The sequence below is a fragment of the Pseudokineococcus basanitobsidens genome (genome assembly GCF_037482545.1).
Lineage (GTDB): Bacteria > Actinomycetota > Actinomycetes > Actinomycetales > Quadrisphaeraceae > Pseudokineococcus > Pseudokineococcus basanitobsidens.
Window position 1 is genome coordinate 292,899 of sequence record NZ_JBBIAA010000001.1, and the last position, 14,401, is coordinate 307,299.

The window sequence follows — 14,401 nt, forward strand, 5'->3', positions numbered from 1 at the left end:
GCCGAGGCGGAGCGGCGGCGGTCAGGTCGCGGGGACCCGGACCGGGGCACCCGTGCGCAGCGACTCCTGCGCGGCGTCGGCGACGCGGGAGGCGGCGACGGCGTCGGCGGGCGTGCAGGGGTTCTCGCGCTCGCCGCGCGCCAGCTCGCAGAACGCGGCCACCTCGGCGCGGTAGGCGTCGGCGAACCGCTCGGCGAAGGTCGGGTGCGTCGGTCCGGCGGGGAAGGTGACGCCCGGCTCGGCGGAGCGCACCGCGGCCCGGTCGTCGAGGCCGACGACGAGCGTGCCCTTCGAGCCCTGCAGCTCGGTGCGGACGTCGTGACCCGCGCCGTTGTAGCGCGAGGCCGTGACGACGGCGAGCAGACCGCTGCTCATGGTGCAGACCGCCAGCGCCGTGTCGACGTCCCCGACCGCGCCGATCTCCGGGTCGCCGAGGTTGCTGCCGCGGGCCCAGACCTCGACGACCTCCTCGCCGGTGAGCCACCGCAGGACGTCGAGGTCGTGGACGCTGACGTCGCGGAACAGGCCGCCCGACGTGGCGAGGAAGGCGACGGGCGGCGGCGACGCGTCGCACGTCGTGCTCCGCACGCTGTGCAGCCAGCCGAGCTCGCCCGCCGCGAGCGCCCGGCGGGCCTCGAGGTAGCCGGCGTCGAACCGGCGCTGGTGACCCATCTGCACGACGCCGCCGGCGGCGGCCACGTGCTCGAGGACGGGCAGCGACGAGGGGACGTCCGGCGCGACGGGCTTCTCGCAGAGCACGGGCAGCCCGGCGTCGACGCCGGCGCGCACGAGCTCGGGGTGGGCGGCGGTCGCCGCGGCGACGAGCAGGCCGTCCACCTGCCCGAGGAGCTCCGCGACGGAGGCGGCCGCCTCGGCGCCGACGGACGCCGCGACCCGCTCGGCCTGCCCGGGGAGGGCGTCGGCGAGCAGGACCCGTTCGACGCCGGGCGTCTGCACGGCGTTGCGGGCGTGCATCGCCCCGATCCGACCGGTGCCGACGACGCCGAGGACGAGGCCGCGACCGGCGGCTGCTGCGCTCATGCGCTGATCATGTCCTGACGACAGGTGCAGCGCACGGACCGCCGGGGGCGTGCCGCTCCGGGGCCACGCGCCCGGGGGAACCGTCGGGGACCCCGCCGCCGTCCAACGGCTCCCGGCGACCGCCGGGCGGACGACGGGCGGACGACGGGGAGGACCGATGGGCCACCAGCGGGCGGGCGGGACGACGGGCTGCGGGCCGGGGGCGGGGCCCGCGGGCGGACGACGGCGGGAGCGGCGGGCCCTCCCGCCGCTGGTCGCGGTGCTGGCCACCGTGGTGCTCGTCGTGGCGGGCTGCACGGGTGGCGCGGGGAGCGGGGCGTCCGACGCCGCGGGCGCCGGCGGCGACGAGGCGGCCGCCGACGCGGCGTCGACGCCGGGTCGGGCCGCCGACGGCTCCCTCTCGGGGGTCGAGCTCCCCGGCGCGCGGGAGGTCGTCCGTACCGCGGCGCTGGCCCTCGCCGTCGACGACGTCCCGGCGGCGGTCACCTCGCTCGGCCGCGTGGCGGCGGGGGCGGGCGGGCTCGTGAGCTCCAGCAGCACGTCGGCGCCCCCGGACGGGCCGGCGACGGCGCAGGTGCGGCTGCGGGTGCCCTCCGAGCGGCTCGACGCCGTCCTCGAGGACGTGGCGACGCTCGGGCGGACGAGCGAGCGCACGACGTCGTCGAGCGACGTCACGGCCGAGGTGGCGGACGTGGGGAGCCGGGTCGCCTCCGCCGAGGCGGTCCTGGCCGCCTTCCGGGCGCGGCTCTCCGCGGCGGAGGACCTCGACGACGTCCTCGCCCTGGAGTCCGAGATCGCCACCCGCGAGGCCGACCTCGAGGCGCTGCAGGCGCGGCAGCGCGCACTCGCGGACCAGGTGGCGCTGGCGACGCTCGACGTCGCGCTCACCGCCTCGGCGCCCGTCGCGGCCGCCGGTGCGCCGGGGTTCGTCGGCGGCCTCGGCGGCGGGTGGCGCGCCCTGGTGGCGGTGGGCGGGGCCGCGGCCACCGCGGCGGGCGCCGTCCTGCCGTTCGCGGCGGTGGCCGCCGTCGTCGTGGTGCCGCTGCTCGCGCTGCGGCGACGACGGGGGCGGCGCACGGCCGCCTGAGGGGCGCGGCCACGGGTCAGGTGGTGGCGGCGTCGACGAGCCAGGTGACGCCGAACCGGTCGGTGAGCACCGGGCGGTGGGCGGGGACGCGGCCGCGGGAGGCGCGGTCACAGCACGACGAGCAGGACGGCGGTGATGACGCTGCCGAGCAGGAAGTAGGGGGTGTTGAGCAGTCCGTAGCGGATCGGGTGGGGGAAGTTGGGGTTGATGGCGATGGTGAAGGTCATCGAGACGAGGTAGCCGACGCCGACGAGGACGCCGAAGACGACGGCGTCGGTGACGGTCTGCAGGTCCAGGGCGGCGACGAGGACGGCGCTGGTCAGGACCAGCAGCACGGTGGTGACCAGGGGACCGACGGCGTCCACGGTGCGCCGGGGGGCCGGAGGGGCGTCCTGGCGGCCCAGCGCGGCGAGGTACTGGCGGGGCACGAGCACCATGAAGTACAGGGCGCCGAGCCCGGCGAAGACGACGACGGACACGAGGACGCCGAGCCAGCTGATCTGGTCGAGGCTGGACAGGATCACGGGACTACCTCCGGACGGTGGGGTGGTGGGCAGGAAGGACCGGGGCCGCCTGCTCGCGGGCGAGGGTGGCGGTGCGGGCGGGACGGGGGTGTGGCGTGGTGGGGCCCGGTCGGCCGTCCTCAGCCGGTGGGGCCGGACCCCCGCAGGGCGGGCAGCAGGACCCCGTCGAGGACCGAGAGCAGGAACTCGCGGGTGATGGGCTGCTGCTGGACGCAGGCGCGCGCCGCGCACAGCTGCGGGACGAGCCGGGAGAGGACGTCGACGTCGACGTGCTCGCGGGGGAACTCGCCCCGGTCCAGGGCGCGCTCGATCAGGACGCGGTTGGCGCGCTCCCACGTCCCGAAGCCCACCTCGTCGGCCGCCGCGCCCAGGCGCGGCTCGCGGGCCGTCATGGCGGCCAGGGAGGCCAGCACCCTCAGCCGCCGGCCGCCGTCCTCGAGCGTCTCGGCCCGCATCAGGCCGGTGATGTCCCCGCGGAGGGACCCGGTGTCCGGGAGGTGGTCCAGGTCGACGTCGCCGCTCTCCATGCGGGCCACGGCGTCCAGCACGAGGTCGACCTTGGACGGCCAGCGCCGGTACATCGTCGCCTTGCCGGCCCGGGCGCGGGCGGCGACGGCGTCCACCGTCATCCCGTCGAACCCGGTCTCGACGAGGACGTCGAGGGCGGCGTCCAGGATCACGCCGTCGCGGCTCTCGTCGCGCCGGCGGCCGCCGCGGGCCGGGCGTCCGCTCGTCGTCTGCGTCATACCAGTAACAGTACCGGGCGGTTCCGGATCTGACAAGTTCCGGAACCGCCCGGTACTCTGATCGCCGCCGCGACCGTCAGCCCCGCCGCCTGCCCGAGGGACTCTCGCTCGGGGCGACGTCCGGACCCCCTGCCACCGAAGGAGCGACCACGGCGATGAGACGACGAGCCACCACCCCCGCCCCCGAGACGGGTGCTCCGGCGCCCCACGAGCGCCCGGGCTGGGTCGACGACGAGCTCTACCCCTTCACGAGCCGGTTCCTCGACGTCGACGGCCACGTCGTGCACCACGTGGACGAGGGACGAGGCCCGGTGCTGCTGATGCTGCACGGCAACCCGACGTGGTCCTTCCTGCACCGCCGCGCGATCGCGGGCCTGCGGACGGACCACCGCTGCATCGCCGTGGACCTGCCCGGCTTCGGCCTGTCCACCGCCGCACCCGGGTACACCTCGACCCCCGAGGAGCACGCCGAGGTGGTCCGGGCCCTGGTCACCCGGCTCGACCTGCACGACGTCACGCTCGTCACCCACGACTGGGGCGGGCCGATCGGCCTCGACGCCGCCACCCGGGACCCCGACCGCTACGCCCGGGTGGTCGTCGCCAACACCTGGGCGTGGCCGCTGCGGGGTGGGCTCCGCCTGGAGGTGTTCTCCCGACTCATGGGCGGACCTCTGGGCCGGTTCCTGGTGCGTCGGTTCAACCTCTTCGTCACCGCGGGCATCCCCCGGGGCCACCACCGCCGCCGGCCGGACGAGGCCGAGATGCAGCACTACCGCGACGCCCTGGGCACCCCCGAGCGTCGTCTGGGCAGCTCCGTGCTCCCCGGCGCCTTCGTCCGCAGCCGTCCCTTCCTGCGCGAGCTGGCCGGACGGCTGCACGTGCTCGCGGACCTCCCCACGCTCGTGGTGTGGGGCGACCGGGACGCCGACCTGGGTGAGCCCGAGCTGGAGCGGTGGCGGCGGCTGCGCCCGACCGCCGACGTGGTCGTGCTCCACGACGTGGGCCACTACCTGCAGTCGGACGCCCCCGAGGAGTACCTCGCGGCGCTGCGCGGGTGGTTGCGCGCGACCGGGTGATGCGCCGGACCTCGGCCCTGCCGCCCTGCTGGCCCTCCACGACGAGCAGCTGCGCACCGACGCCGCCCGTGACGGCGCCGAGCTCTCGAGCCCGACGTCGCGCAGGCGACCCGGCGGGTGCCGCCTGCGGGACGTCGGACTCGGACGGCGACGTCGGACTCGTGCGGGTCCCGGGGGGCCCGGGCGCCGGGTCCCCGGGACGACGGCTCGCCGTCTCGCCGGCTCAGCGGGTGCGCGGCTCGTCCGGCTGCGGGCGCGCGCGGTCGAGCAGGCGGGACAGGACGATGACGGACTCGGTGGCGTCGACGTCGAGCTCGTCGCGCACCCGGGCCAGGGCCCGCTCGAGGTGCTGGACGTCGCGCGCGAGCAGCCGCAGCAGGGCGTCGGCGCGGCCGGTCACCGTCACCGCCTCGACGACTTCGGGGATGCCGACGAGCCGGCGGCGCAGCTCGGCCGGGGCGACCGGGCCCTGGCAGCGCACCTCGACGTAGGCCTCGGTGCCCCAGCCGAGGGCGGCGGGGTCGACGACGGCGGTGAAGCCCCGGACGGCGCCGGTCGCGACCAGCCGGTCGACGCGGCGCTTGACCGCGGGCGCCGACAGGCCCACCTCGGCGCCGACCTCCGCGAACGTCGAGCGCGCGTCGCGCACCAGGCACCGCAGCACCGCCTCGTCGAGCGCGTCCACCGGTCTCCGCCCCCTGCCTCCGCCCGTCCCCCGCGCTGCCGCAACGTACCGCCGCGGGAGGCGGGACGACGCAACGCATCGCCGCCTGTGCGCACGGCAACGGCCTTGGCCGCCGCTCCCGACGCCTCGTAGCGTCCGCTCGTGACCGAGACCTCCCTCCCGCCCGTCGCGCCCGGGACGGCCGTGCCCGCCCCGCGCGCCGAGGCGGTCCTCGCCCCGGAGGGACTGCCGGCTGCGCTGCCGCCCCGGCGGGCGACCCCGCGGCGGTACGCCATGTGCCGCCCCGACCACTTCGCGGTGCGGTACGCCATCAACCCGTGGATGCACCCGGGCGACCCGGTGGACCGCGACCTCGCCGTCGCGCAGTGGGAGGCGCTGCGGCAGACCTACCTCGACCTCGGCCACGTCGTGGAGGTCGTGCCCGGGCTGCCCGAGCAGCCGGACATGGTGTTCGCGGCGAACGGCGGGGTCGTGCTGGGCGGCCGGGCCCTCGGGGCCCGCTTCGCCCACGTCGAGCGTGCCGCGGAGGGGCCGGCCTTCGCCGCCTGGCTGCGTGCCCGCGGCGTGCCGGTGCACGAGCCCGAGCACGTCGGCGAGGGCGAGGGCGACTTCCTCGTCGTGGGGGACCGTCTCCTCGCCGGGACGGGGTTCCGCACCGCCCCGGCCGCGCACGAGGAGGCCGCCCGGGTCCTCGACGCCGAGGTCGTGCCGCTGCGTCTCGTGGACCCGCGGTACTACCACCTCGACACCGCGCTCGCCGTGCTCGCGGACGACGACGTCGCCTACGTGCGCGGCGCCTTCGACCCCGACGCGCTGGCGACCCTGGAACGGCTCTACCCGCACGCGCTCGTCGTGGGGGAGCAGGACGCCGGCGTCCTCGGCCTCAACGCCGTCTCCGACGGCCTGCACGTCGTCCTGCCCGCCGCGGCGACGCGGATGGCCGCCGACCTGGCGGCGCGCGGCTACGTCCCCGTCCCCGTCGACCTCTCGGAGCTGCTCAAGGGCGGCGGCTCGGTCAAGTGCTGCACGCTCGAGCTGCGCGGGTGACCCGCGCGGGCGGTGGGGCCCCGTCCGGGTGACCGACGCGACCGGCTCGTCCCCGTGCGTCTACGGTGCGTGACCGCACGACCGTGCCGGGTGTCGTCGTGGACGCCGGGCGCGACGTCCGAGAGGTCCTCGGGCGCGGGGGAGGTGGGCAGCGGTGCCGGACGGTCACGAGGGGCGACGGCCCGCCGGCAGCCGCGTCGTCGTCTGGCGCGACGAGCTCCTGCCCTCGTCGGAGACCTTCATCGCGAACCAGGTCGGGGCGATGACCCGCTGGGAGCCGCTGCTCGCGGGCCTGTACCGGCGCCCGAGCCTGCTCGACGTGGACCCGGCGCTCGTCGTCGCCGGCTCCGGCCGGGTCGCCGGGGTCCACCGCCGGTGGGTGCGGGCCAGCGGGCGCAGCCGTCGGCTCGACGCGCTGCTGCGGCGCCCCGGCGTCCGTGTCGTGCACGCGCACTTCGGCCGTGACGGCATGCTCGTCGCCCCGGCCGCCCGGCGCGCGGGCCTCCCGCTCGTCGTGACCTTCCACGGCTACGACGTGACGCGCCTGCCCGAGGAGCCCGGCACCGGGCCCGCCTACCGTCGTGGCCTGCGCGGGCTGTTCAGCCAGGCGTCGGCGCTCGTCGCCGTCTCCGGCTACGTGCGGGCTCGGCTGCTCGCGCTGGGTGCCCCGCCCGCGAAGGTCGTCGTGCTCCCCGTGGGCACGTCGCTGGGGGCGAGGCCGGTGGGTCGGGAAGCGTTGCGGCGCATCCTGTTCGCCGGTCGTCTGGTCGAGGTCAAGGGGGTCGCGGACCTCCTGGACGCGGTGGCGCTGCTGCCGCCGGGGCTGCGCGACGTGCCGGTCGACGTCGTCGGCGACGGTCCTCTGCGGGCGCCGCTCGAGGAGCGGGCCCGGGCGCTGGGTCTCGACGCCCGCTTCCACGGCGTCCTCAGGTCGGACGACCTCGCGGTCGAGCGGGCCCGCGGGGGTGTCTACTGCGGCCCCTCCCACCGGAGCTCCGCGGGCGACTCCGAGGGTCTCGGCATGGTCTTCCTGGAGGCCGCCGCCGCCGGTCTGCCGGTGGTCGCCTACCGCCACGGCGGGGTGCCCGAGGCCGTCGACGACGGCGTCTCCGGTCTGCTCGCGCCGGAGGGGGACGTCCCCGCGCTGTCCGCCGCGCTCGCGCGGGTCCTGTCCGACAGCGGGCTCGCGGCCTCGATGGGCGCGGCGGGACGGCGGCTCGTCGAGGAGCGCTACGACGTCGAGTGCTGCACGGCCGCGCTGGAGGACCTCTACGACCGTGTCGCCGCGGGCGCCGGCCGCTGAGGGTCACCGTCAGCGGTCGACGAGCGTCGTCGCGAACTCGTAGCACGAGGCCCGGTAGACGTGGGCGCCGTGCTCGACCGCCGTGCCGTAGTCGTCGAAGGCCGTCCGCTCCATCGTCAGCAGCGCCGCCCGCGGGGTCTCGTCGAGCAGCGCGGCCTCTCGCGTGCTCGCCAGCCGGGCGCCGATGCGCTGGTGGGCGACCCGCAGGTGCACGCCCTGCGCCCGCAGGTGCTGGTAGAGGCCGTGGTCGGCCAGGTCGCCCTCGGTGACCGAGAAGCGCCCCGGCAGGTGGTTGGTCAGCAGCGCGAGCGGCTCGCCGTTCGTCCGGCGCAGCCGGACGACGCGGGTCGTGGCCTCTCCCTCCGCCAGCCCGAGCGCCGTCGCCACGTCCGGCGCCGCCGGCTCGCGGACCAGCTCGAGGACCTCCGTGGTGGGGGTCCCGCCGGTCCGGGCGAGGTCGTCGAAGAGGCTGGTGAGCTCGACCGGGCGGCTCACGTGGGACTGCACGACCTGCGTGCCGACCCCGCGCTTGCGCACGAGCATCCCCTTGTCCACCAGCTCCTGGACGGCGCGGCGGACGGTCGGGCGCGAGAGCCCGTAGCGGTGCGCCAGCGCGATCTCGTTCTCCAGGCGGGTCCCCGGCGGGAGCAGGCCACCGCTGATGGCCGCCTCCATCGCCTGCGAGAGCTGGAAGTAGAGCGGGGTGGGGCTGGACCGGTCCACGTCGAAGGGCGGCGCGGACGGGGCGGCGGGTGCCGGCACGGGGACCTCCTCGGCTCGTCCGCGGCTCCGGTGCGCACGGTGCTCGGCAGCATGCCAGACGGCCGCGGTCCCGTGACGACGACGAGCCAACGCGTCGTCACTATGACAGCACAAAGTCTTGACAGGACCCGCGACGCGCGAGCAGGGTGCGTGCCGTGAGCGAGACCGAGGTGCTGGTGCTCGGCCGCAGCGGGGTGGACCTCTACCCGCTGCAGTCGGGGGTGGGGCTCGAGGAGGTCGAGACCTTCGGCAAGTACCTCGGCGGGAGCGCGGCCAACGTCGCCGTGGCGGCGGCGAGGCTGGGACGGCGCACCGCGCTCGTCACCGGCGTGGGCGACGACCCCTTCGGCCGCTTCGTCCGCCGGGCGCTGCGCGACCTCGGCGTCGACGACCGGCACGTCGTCGTGGACGACGCGCACCTCACGCCGGTGACCTTCTGCGAGCTCTTCCCCCCGGACGACTTCCCGCTCTGGTTCTACCGCCGCCCCACCGCCCCGGACCTGCAGGTGCGCCCCGAGGACCTCGACGCGGACGCCGTCCGGGACGCAGACCTGTTCTGGTGCACCCTCACCGGGCTCAGCGAGCTCCCCAGCCGGGAGGCGCACCACGCGGCGTGGGGGGCCCGTGGCCGGCGGGGGCTCACCGTCCTGGACCTGGACCACCGGCCGATGTTCTGGGCGTCCGAGGACGACGCGTCGCGGGAGGTCTCGCGGGCGCTGGAGCACGTCGGCGTCGCCGTCGGCAACCGGGAGGAGTGCCGCGTCGCCGTCGGGGAGACCGACCCCGACCGCGCGGCGGACGCCCTGCTCGAGCGCGGCGTGGAGCTCGCCGTCGTCAAGCAGGGACCTCTCGGGGTGCTGGGCAAGACGCGCGAGGAGCGCGTCGTCGTGCCCCCGACGCCGGTCGACGTCGTCAACGGGCTCGGCGCCGGCGACGCCTTCGGGGGCGCGCTGTGCGACGGCCTGCTCGCGGGGCTGGACCTGCCGGACGTGCTGCGCCGCTGCAACGCCGCCGGCGCGATCGTCGCCTCCCGGCTCGAGTGCTCGACGGCCATGCCGACGCGCGAGGAGGTCGACGCGCACGTGCGCGCGGCCGCCGCCGCCGCGCCGGCGGAGGAGGTGGGTTCCCGTGCCTGACGCCGCGGGCCTCGCGGTCGGGGCCGGGCCCGGGGCGCCCGTCCCGCGGGACGTGGCCGCGCCGCTGTGCCGGACCTACGAGGAGGTCACCGAGCTGCGGGCCCGCGACCCCCGCGCCGTCCGGCGCGCCCTCGACGCCCGGGGCCGGAGGCCGTCCTTCGTGCCGGCCGACGGCCGCCTCATGCTCGTCGCGGCGGACCACCCGGCGCGGGGCGCGCTCGCCGCGCAGGGGCGGCCGACCGCCATGCACGACCGCCGGGAGATGCTCGACCGGCTGCGCACCGCCCTCGCGCGACCGGGGGTGGACGGCCTGCTCGCGACGGCGGACGTCGCCGAGGACCTGCTCCTGCTCGGCGCCCTGGAGGACAAGGTCGTCGTCGCCTCGATGAACCGCGGCGGTCTCGCCGGCTCCGCCTTCGAGCTCGACGACCGGATGACGGGCTACGACGTCCGCGGGGTGGTCGAGGCCGGTTTCGACGCGGCGAAGATGCTCAACCGCGTCGACCTCGGGGACCCCGGCACGGTGGCGATGCTCGAGACGGCGGGACGCGCGGTCACCGACCTCGCCCGCGCCGGGGTGGTCGCGATGCTCGAGCCCTTCATGTCGAGCCGCCCCGAGGGTCCCGGGGGCCGGGTGGTCAACGACCTCTCCCCGGAGGCGGTCATCCGCTCCGTGCACATCACGCAGGGCCTCGGCGCGACCTCCGCGTACACGTGGCTGAAGCTGCCCGTCGTCGAGGAGATGGAGCGGGTCATGGCCGCGACGACGCTGCCGACCCTGCTGCTCGGCGGGGACCCGACCGGCGCGCCGGAGGAGACCTACGCGCGGTGGCGGTCCGCCCTCGCGCTGCCCGCCGTCCGCGGCCTGGTCGTGGGACGCACGCTCCTGTACCCGCCCGACGACGACGTCGCCGGCGCCGTGGACACCGCGGTCTCGCTGGTGCGCTGACGGGGGCGGCGCGCACCCGCCCCCGCCGGTAGGCGACCCGGTGGGTCAGCCGTCCTGCCGGACGCGCGCCCGCGCGGCCTGCACGCGCTCGGTCATGGTCGCCAGCTGGTACCGCGAGACCGCCTCGGCGTCCTCGTCCTCGGCGAAGACCGAGGAGCACATGACGCTGTCCTCCCGGTCGTCGAAGCCCAGCCGCGCCAGGCCGTCGAAGACCGCGTCGAAGTCCACGTCGCCGTCGCCCACCTTGAGGTGGCTGTGCACCCGCACGGCGTTGCCGGGCGGGTTGGTGATGTACCGCAGCCCGTGGGAGCGGGTGTGGTCGAAGGTGTCCGAGACGTGCACCAGGCGCAGCAGGTCGCCGGCGGCGGCCATGACCTCGGCGGCCGGGTGGCCGTGGTGGAACGTGTGCGAGGTGACGTAGACGAACCCCACGTGGGGGCTGTTGAGCCCCCGGATCACCCGCAGCGCCTCCAGCGCGTCCTCGACGAAGTCGTCGGGGTGGGGGTCGACGAGGACGTCGAGCCCCTCGCGCTCGATGATCGGCAGCAGCTCCTCCATGGACCGGTAGAAGGCCGCGTCGGAGCGCTCGGCCTGCTCCGGGCGGCCGGAGAACTCGGTGCCGATCGTGCGGACGCCGAGGTCCACGGCGACCTGGATCACCCGCTTCCACGACCGGACGGCGGCCTCGCGCGCCTCCTCGTCGGGGCCGGACCACCGCAGCACGGGCAGGAGCGAGGCGATGCCGACGCCGGCGGCCTCGCACTCGCGCCGCAAGGCGGCGACGAGGGCGTCGTCGGCGCGGGGGTGGCGGAAGAAGGGGAGGAAGTCCCGGTGCGGCGTCAGCTGGAGGTGCTCGTACCCGAGCTCGGCGACGAGCCGGGGGATCTCGAGCAGCGGGTGGCTCGCGTGGAAGGGCGTGGGGTCGAGTGCGATCTTCACGGTGTCGTCGGTGCTCCTCGGTGCGCTGCGGGAGGGGGCGGCTCAGCGCGTGCGGGCGCCCGGGCTTCCGGCCAGCAGGTGCTCCAGCGTGCGGGTGGCGACGGGCAGGGGGGCGTCGAGCGAGGTGAGCGGGTACATGTCCTGCTCGACGACGGCGTAGACGTCGGGCCCGACGACCTCGGAGACGAGGTCGACGACGGGGGGCAGCGGCGGCTCGCCGTCGCCGCCCTCGGTCGGCTCGCACATCACGCCCTGCGCGACGGCGACGGCGAAGGGCGTGTCGTTCTTGAGGGCCGCGGCCCGCAGCGCGGGGTCGACCTGCTTGAGGTGCAGGTAGCCGATGCGCTCGGGGCGGTCCCGGATGATCCTCAGCGTGTCGCCGAGGTAGTAGGCGAAGTGCCCCGTGTCCAGGCACAGGTTCGTCCAGCGGGGGTCCGTCTCGTCGAGGAAGCGCTCGACCTCCGCGTGCGTGCCCACGTGGCTGTCCGCGTGGGAGTGGAACTGCTGGTGCAGGCCGAACTGCTCCAGCAGCGCCCGGCCCAGCTCGTCGTGCCCGGCGGCCAGGCGCCGCCACTGCTCGTCGGTGAGCGTCCGTGGCTCGAGCGTCTCGGCGGTCGCGTCGCTGCGCCACAGGTCGGGGATCACCACGAGGTGCTGCGCGCCCAGGGCCGTCGTCAGCTCGGCCACCCGCAGCGCCTGCTCCCAGGCGGCGGTCCACTGGTCCCCCTCCTTGTGGAACCCGGTGAACACCGTGCCGCCGACGAGCTCGAGGTCGCGGCGGCCGAGCTCGTCGCGCAGGTGCTCGGGGTCGGTCGGCAGGTAGCCGTAGGGGCCCAGCTCGACGAGGTGGTAGCCGGCGGCGGCGACCTCGTCGAGGAAGCGCTCCCACGGGACCTGCCGCGGGTCGTCGGCGAACCAGACCCCCCAGGAGTCGGGGGCGGTGCCGATCCGCAGACCGGCGGGGGCGGGCGTCGGCGTGCTCATCGGGGGCTCTCCTCCAGGCTCCGGTCGGCCTCGAGGAGCACGGCGGCGGCGGCCTCGAGCCCCTCGACGCGGCCGAGCTCGACGTCCTCGTGCTCGATGTTCACCCACATGTCCGCGTCGACCTCGGCGAGGGCCCGGAGCCACTCCGCCCAGAACGCGACGTCGTGGCCCTTGCCCAGCGCGACGAAGTCCCACGCGGCCGGCCTCGGCCACTCGTTGGCCCACTCGTCCCCGCCGAGGTTCGTGCGCGGCTCGTCGGGCGACAGGCGCCGGAAGCGGTTGTCGAGGACGCCGTGCAGCGCGGCGGTCTCCGGGTTGACGCGCACGTCCTTGGCGGCGGCGTGCAGGACGAGCGGCCCGAGGTGGCGCACGACGGCGACCGGGTCCATCTGCTGCCAGAACAGGTGGGAGGCGTCCAGCTCGACCCCGACGTGGGTCGTGCCGGCCCGCTCGACGAGCTCGACGACGGTCGCCGAGTTGAAGACGAGGTTCTGCGGGTGCAGCTCGAGGGCCACCTTGACGTCGAGGTCACGGGCGAGCGCGTCGAGCTCCCGCCAGAACGGCACGGCGAGCGACCACTGGTGCTCCAGGACGTCGAGGTCCCGGGAGTTCCAGGCGTTGACGACCCAGGTCGGGCGCGTGCTACCGGTCTCCGCCGCGGGCAGGCCGGACATCGTCACGACCCGGTCCTGCCCCAGCCGGCTCGCGAGCCGGATCGAACGGCGGACGTCCTCAGCGTGCGCAGGACCGATCGCCGGGTCGGGGTGCAGCGGGTTTCCGTTGCAGTTCAGGCCGGCCAGCTGCACCCCGGTGCCCTCGAAGGTCCCGAGGTAGTCGTCCCGCGCGGTGTCGCTCTCGAGGACGTCGTCCATGCCCGGCACGTGCACGGCGGGCAGGAAGCCCCCCGTGTTCACCTCCAGACCGGTCAGCCCCAGCCCGGCGACCACCTCGACCGCCTCGGCGAGGGACCGGTCGTGCAGGACCGCGTCGTACACCCCGAGCCTCACCGCGCCTCCTCGTCCAGCTCGACCTCGACCCGCACGCCCCCGCCGCGCAGGGACGCCACCCCGGCCGCGCAGACGGCCGCGGCCGCGTACCCGTCCCAGGTGGTGGGCCCGTCCGTCGTGCCCGCGCGGGCGGCGTCGGCCCACACCTGCACCTCGGTGTCGTACGCCTGCGCGAAGCGCTCGACGAAGGTGGGCGGGATGGCCCGGCCCCTGCGCCCCGTCGAGGTCGCGACGAGCGGTCCCCGGTCGAGGCCGATCATCGCGGTGCCGCCCTCGGCGACGAGCTCGGTCCGCACCTCGTAGCCCACGCCGGTGCTCACGGACAGCTCCACGTCGACGAGCCGCCCGCCCGCCGTCTCCAGCAGCGCGAAGGTCGGGTCGGACAGGCCCGCCGGGGCGTCCCGCCGCGAGGTGGGGTGCAGGACCGTGATGGCCGTCACCTCCTCGCCGAGGAGGAAGCGGGTCGCGTCCACCTCGTGCACCAGGGAGTCCAGGACGACCATCTCGGAGTCGAAGTGCGCCGGCACCGCGGCGTTGCGGTGCGCGCAGTGCAGCATCAGCGGTGCTCCGAGCTCGCCACCGGCGACGAGCGCCCGCAGGGCGGCGTACTCCTCGTCGAAGCGGCGCATGAAGCCGACCTGCACCAGACGGCGACCCGTCGCCCGCTCGGCGTGCACGAGGCGCAGCGAGCTGTCCGGCTCGGTGGTGAGCGGCTTCTCGCAGAGCACGGGCAGCCCGCGCTCGAGGCAGGCGAGCACGAGCTCCTCGTGCGTGCTGCCGGGGGTCGCGACGACGACGGCGTCGACCTCCGGGTCGGCGATCGCCGCGAGGGGGTCCTGCGCCACGCGGACGCCGTCGTGCGCGGCGGCGACCCGGTGCGCCGTCGCGGCGTAGGCGTCGGCGACGACGACCGGCCGGGCGCCCACCACCCGCGTGGCGAGCCGGCGCACGTGGTCGGCGCCCATCATCCCGACGCCGAGGACGGCGACCCGCAGGTCGCCCTCGCCCGGGGCCGTGCCCGCAGGTGCGGTCGCCGCCGCGGCAGGTGCGGTGGTCATGCTGTCTCCTCCTCGGGCCCGTCGTCGGGCCCTCGTCGAGTCGTGGTCGTCCGCGCG

At 76.3% G+C, this 14,401-nt stretch carries 15 protein-coding genes; 6 read left to right on the forward strand and 9 right to left on the reverse strand.

What is annotated here, in order from left to right; translation table 11 throughout:
- Positions 1–21: 21 nt before the first annotated feature.
- Positions 22–1,041 (reverse strand): Gfo/Idh/MocA family protein, encoded by a 1,020-nt coding sequence (locus WDZ17_RS01290; RefSeq protein ID WP_339573319.1) that lies wholly within the window; start codon positions 1,039–1,041, stop codon positions 22–24.
- Positions 1,042–1,198: 157 nt separating this feature from the next.
- On the opposite strand from WDZ17_RS01290, the gene WDZ17_RS01295 reads away from it, so the two are divergent.
- Positions 1,199–2,128, forward strand: coding sequence for a DUF4349 domain-containing protein (locus WDZ17_RS01295; RefSeq protein ID WP_339573320.1), 930 nt, complete (start codon positions 1,199–1,201; stop codon positions 2,126–2,128).
- Between the two features lie 107 nt (positions 2,129–2,235).
- Here the strand turns inward: WDZ17_RS01295 and WDZ17_RS01300 are convergent, their stop codons facing one another.
- Together WDZ17_RS01300 and WDZ17_RS01305 are read right to left on the reverse strand one after the other, a co-directional pair.
- Complete coding sequence (locus WDZ17_RS01300; protein WP_339573321.1) at positions 2,236–2,652, reverse strand: DUF1761 family protein; 417 nt, start codon at positions 2,650–2,652, stop codon at positions 2,236–2,238.
- Positions 2,653–2,771: 119 nt separating this feature from the next.
- A complete protein-coding gene (locus WDZ17_RS01305; protein ID WP_339573322.1) occupies positions 2,772–3,398 on the reverse strand; it encodes a TetR/AcrR family transcriptional regulator in 627 nt (208 codons plus the stop codon).
- Between the two features lie 155 nt (positions 3,399–3,553).
- Between WDZ17_RS01305 and WDZ17_RS01310 the strand changes: the two genes are divergently transcribed.
- Positions 3,554–4,474, forward strand: a complete 921-nt coding sequence (locus tag WDZ17_RS01310) for an alpha/beta fold hydrolase (RefSeq protein ID WP_339573323.1) — start codon at positions 3,554–3,556, stop codon at positions 4,472–4,474.
- A 223-nt stretch (positions 4,475–4,697) separates the two neighbouring features.
- Here the strand turns inward: WDZ17_RS01310 and WDZ17_RS01315 are convergent, their stop codons facing one another.
- A complete protein-coding gene (locus tag WDZ17_RS01315) occupies positions 4,698–5,159 on the reverse strand; it encodes an Lrp/AsnC family transcriptional regulator (protein WP_339573324.1) in 462 nt (153 codons plus the stop codon).
- A gap of 225 nt (positions 5,160–5,384) precedes the next feature.
- Between WDZ17_RS01315 and ddaH the strand changes: the two genes are divergently transcribed.
- Complete coding sequence (gene ddaH, locus WDZ17_RS01320) at positions 5,385–6,206, forward strand: dimethylargininase (RefSeq protein ID WP_422631775.1); 822 nt, start codon at positions 5,385–5,387, stop codon at positions 6,204–6,206.
- Between the two features lie 154 nt (positions 6,207–6,360).
- Positions 6,361–7,509 carry a glycosyltransferase gene (locus WDZ17_RS01325; RefSeq protein WP_339573326.1) on the forward strand — a complete coding sequence of 383 codons (1,149 nt, stop codon included), beginning with the start codon at positions 6,361–6,363 and terminating at the stop codon, positions 7,507–7,509.
- Positions 7,510–7,518: 9 nt separating this feature from the next.
- Here WDZ17_RS01325 and WDZ17_RS01330 read toward each other — a convergent pair whose 3' ends face one another.
- The gene (locus WDZ17_RS01330; protein WP_339573327.1) at positions 7,519–8,271 is read right to left on the reverse strand and encodes a GntR family transcriptional regulator; all 753 of its coding nucleotides are present in this window, start codon (positions 8,269–8,271) and stop codon (positions 7,519–7,521) included.
- 155 nt (positions 8,272–8,426) lie between these two features.
- Between WDZ17_RS01330 and iolC the strand changes: the two genes are divergently transcribed.
- Both iolC and WDZ17_RS01340 read left to right on the forward strand, forming a co-directional pair.
- A complete protein-coding gene (gene iolC, locus WDZ17_RS01335) occupies positions 8,427–9,407 on the forward strand; it encodes a 5-dehydro-2-deoxygluconokinase (protein ID WP_339573328.1) in 981 nt (326 codons plus the stop codon).
- Between the two features lie 52 nt (positions 9,408–9,459).
- Positions 9,460–10,356 carry a class I fructose-bisphosphate aldolase gene (locus WDZ17_RS01340; protein WP_422631776.1) on the forward strand — a complete coding sequence of 299 codons (897 nt, stop codon included), beginning with the start codon at positions 9,460–9,462 and terminating at the stop codon, positions 10,354–10,356.
- Positions 10,357–10,401: 45 nt separating this feature from the next.
- On the opposite strand, the gene WDZ17_RS01345 is transcribed toward WDZ17_RS01340, so the two are convergent.
- Genes WDZ17_RS01345 through WDZ17_RS01360 form a run of 4 tightly spaced genes read right to left on the reverse strand, consistent with a single transcriptional unit; the run spans position 10,402 to position 14,344 of the window.
- Entirely contained in the window at positions 10,402–11,295 is an 894-nt protein-coding gene (locus tag WDZ17_RS01345; RefSeq protein ID WP_339573330.1) for a sugar phosphate isomerase/epimerase family protein, read from the reverse strand.
- A gap of 42 nt (positions 11,296–11,337) precedes the next feature.
- Positions 11,338–12,279, reverse strand: a complete 942-nt coding sequence (locus WDZ17_RS01350) for a sugar phosphate isomerase/epimerase family protein (protein ID WP_339573331.1) — start codon at positions 12,277–12,279, stop codon at positions 11,338–11,340.
- Positions 12,276–13,286 (reverse strand): sugar phosphate isomerase/epimerase family protein, encoded by a 1,011-nt coding sequence (locus WDZ17_RS01355; RefSeq protein ID WP_339573332.1) that lies wholly within the window; start codon positions 13,284–13,286, stop codon positions 12,276–12,278. The genes WDZ17_RS01350 and WDZ17_RS01355 overlap by 4 nt, the downstream gene beginning before the upstream one ends.
- Entirely contained in the window at positions 13,283–14,344 is a 1,062-nt protein-coding gene (locus WDZ17_RS01360; protein ID WP_339573333.1) for a Gfo/Idh/MocA family protein, read from the reverse strand. Before WDZ17_RS01360 ends, WDZ17_RS01355 begins: the two co-directional genes overlap by 4 nt.
- Between the last annotated feature and the right edge of the window lie 57 nt (positions 14,345–14,401).

Excerpts from the sequence above, each read along its gene's own strand:
- WDZ17_RS01290 (WP_339573319.1), bottom strand. The coding sequence starts at position 1,041 with ATGAGCGCAGCAGCCGCCGGTCGCGGCCTCGTCCTCGGCGTCGTCGGC.
- WDZ17_RS01295 (WP_339573320.1), top strand. The coding sequence starts at position 1,199 with ATGGGCCACCAGCGGGCGGGCGGGACGACGGGCTGCGGGCCGGGGGCG.
- WDZ17_RS01305 (WP_339573322.1), bottom strand. The coding sequence starts at position 3,398 with ATGACGCAGACGACGAGCGGACGCCCGGCCCGCGGCGGCCGCCGGCGC.
- WDZ17_RS01310 (WP_339573323.1), top strand. The coding sequence starts at position 3,554 with ATGAGACGACGAGCCACCACCCCCGCCCCCGAGACGGGTGCTCCGGCG.
- WDZ17_RS01350 (WP_339573331.1), bottom strand. The coding sequence starts at position 12,279 with ATGAGCACGCCGACGCCCGCCCCCGCCGGTCTGCGGATCGGCACCGCC.
- WDZ17_RS01360 (WP_339573333.1), bottom strand. The coding sequence starts at position 14,344 with ATGACCACCGCACCTGCCGCGGCGGCGACCGCACCTGCGGGCACGGCC.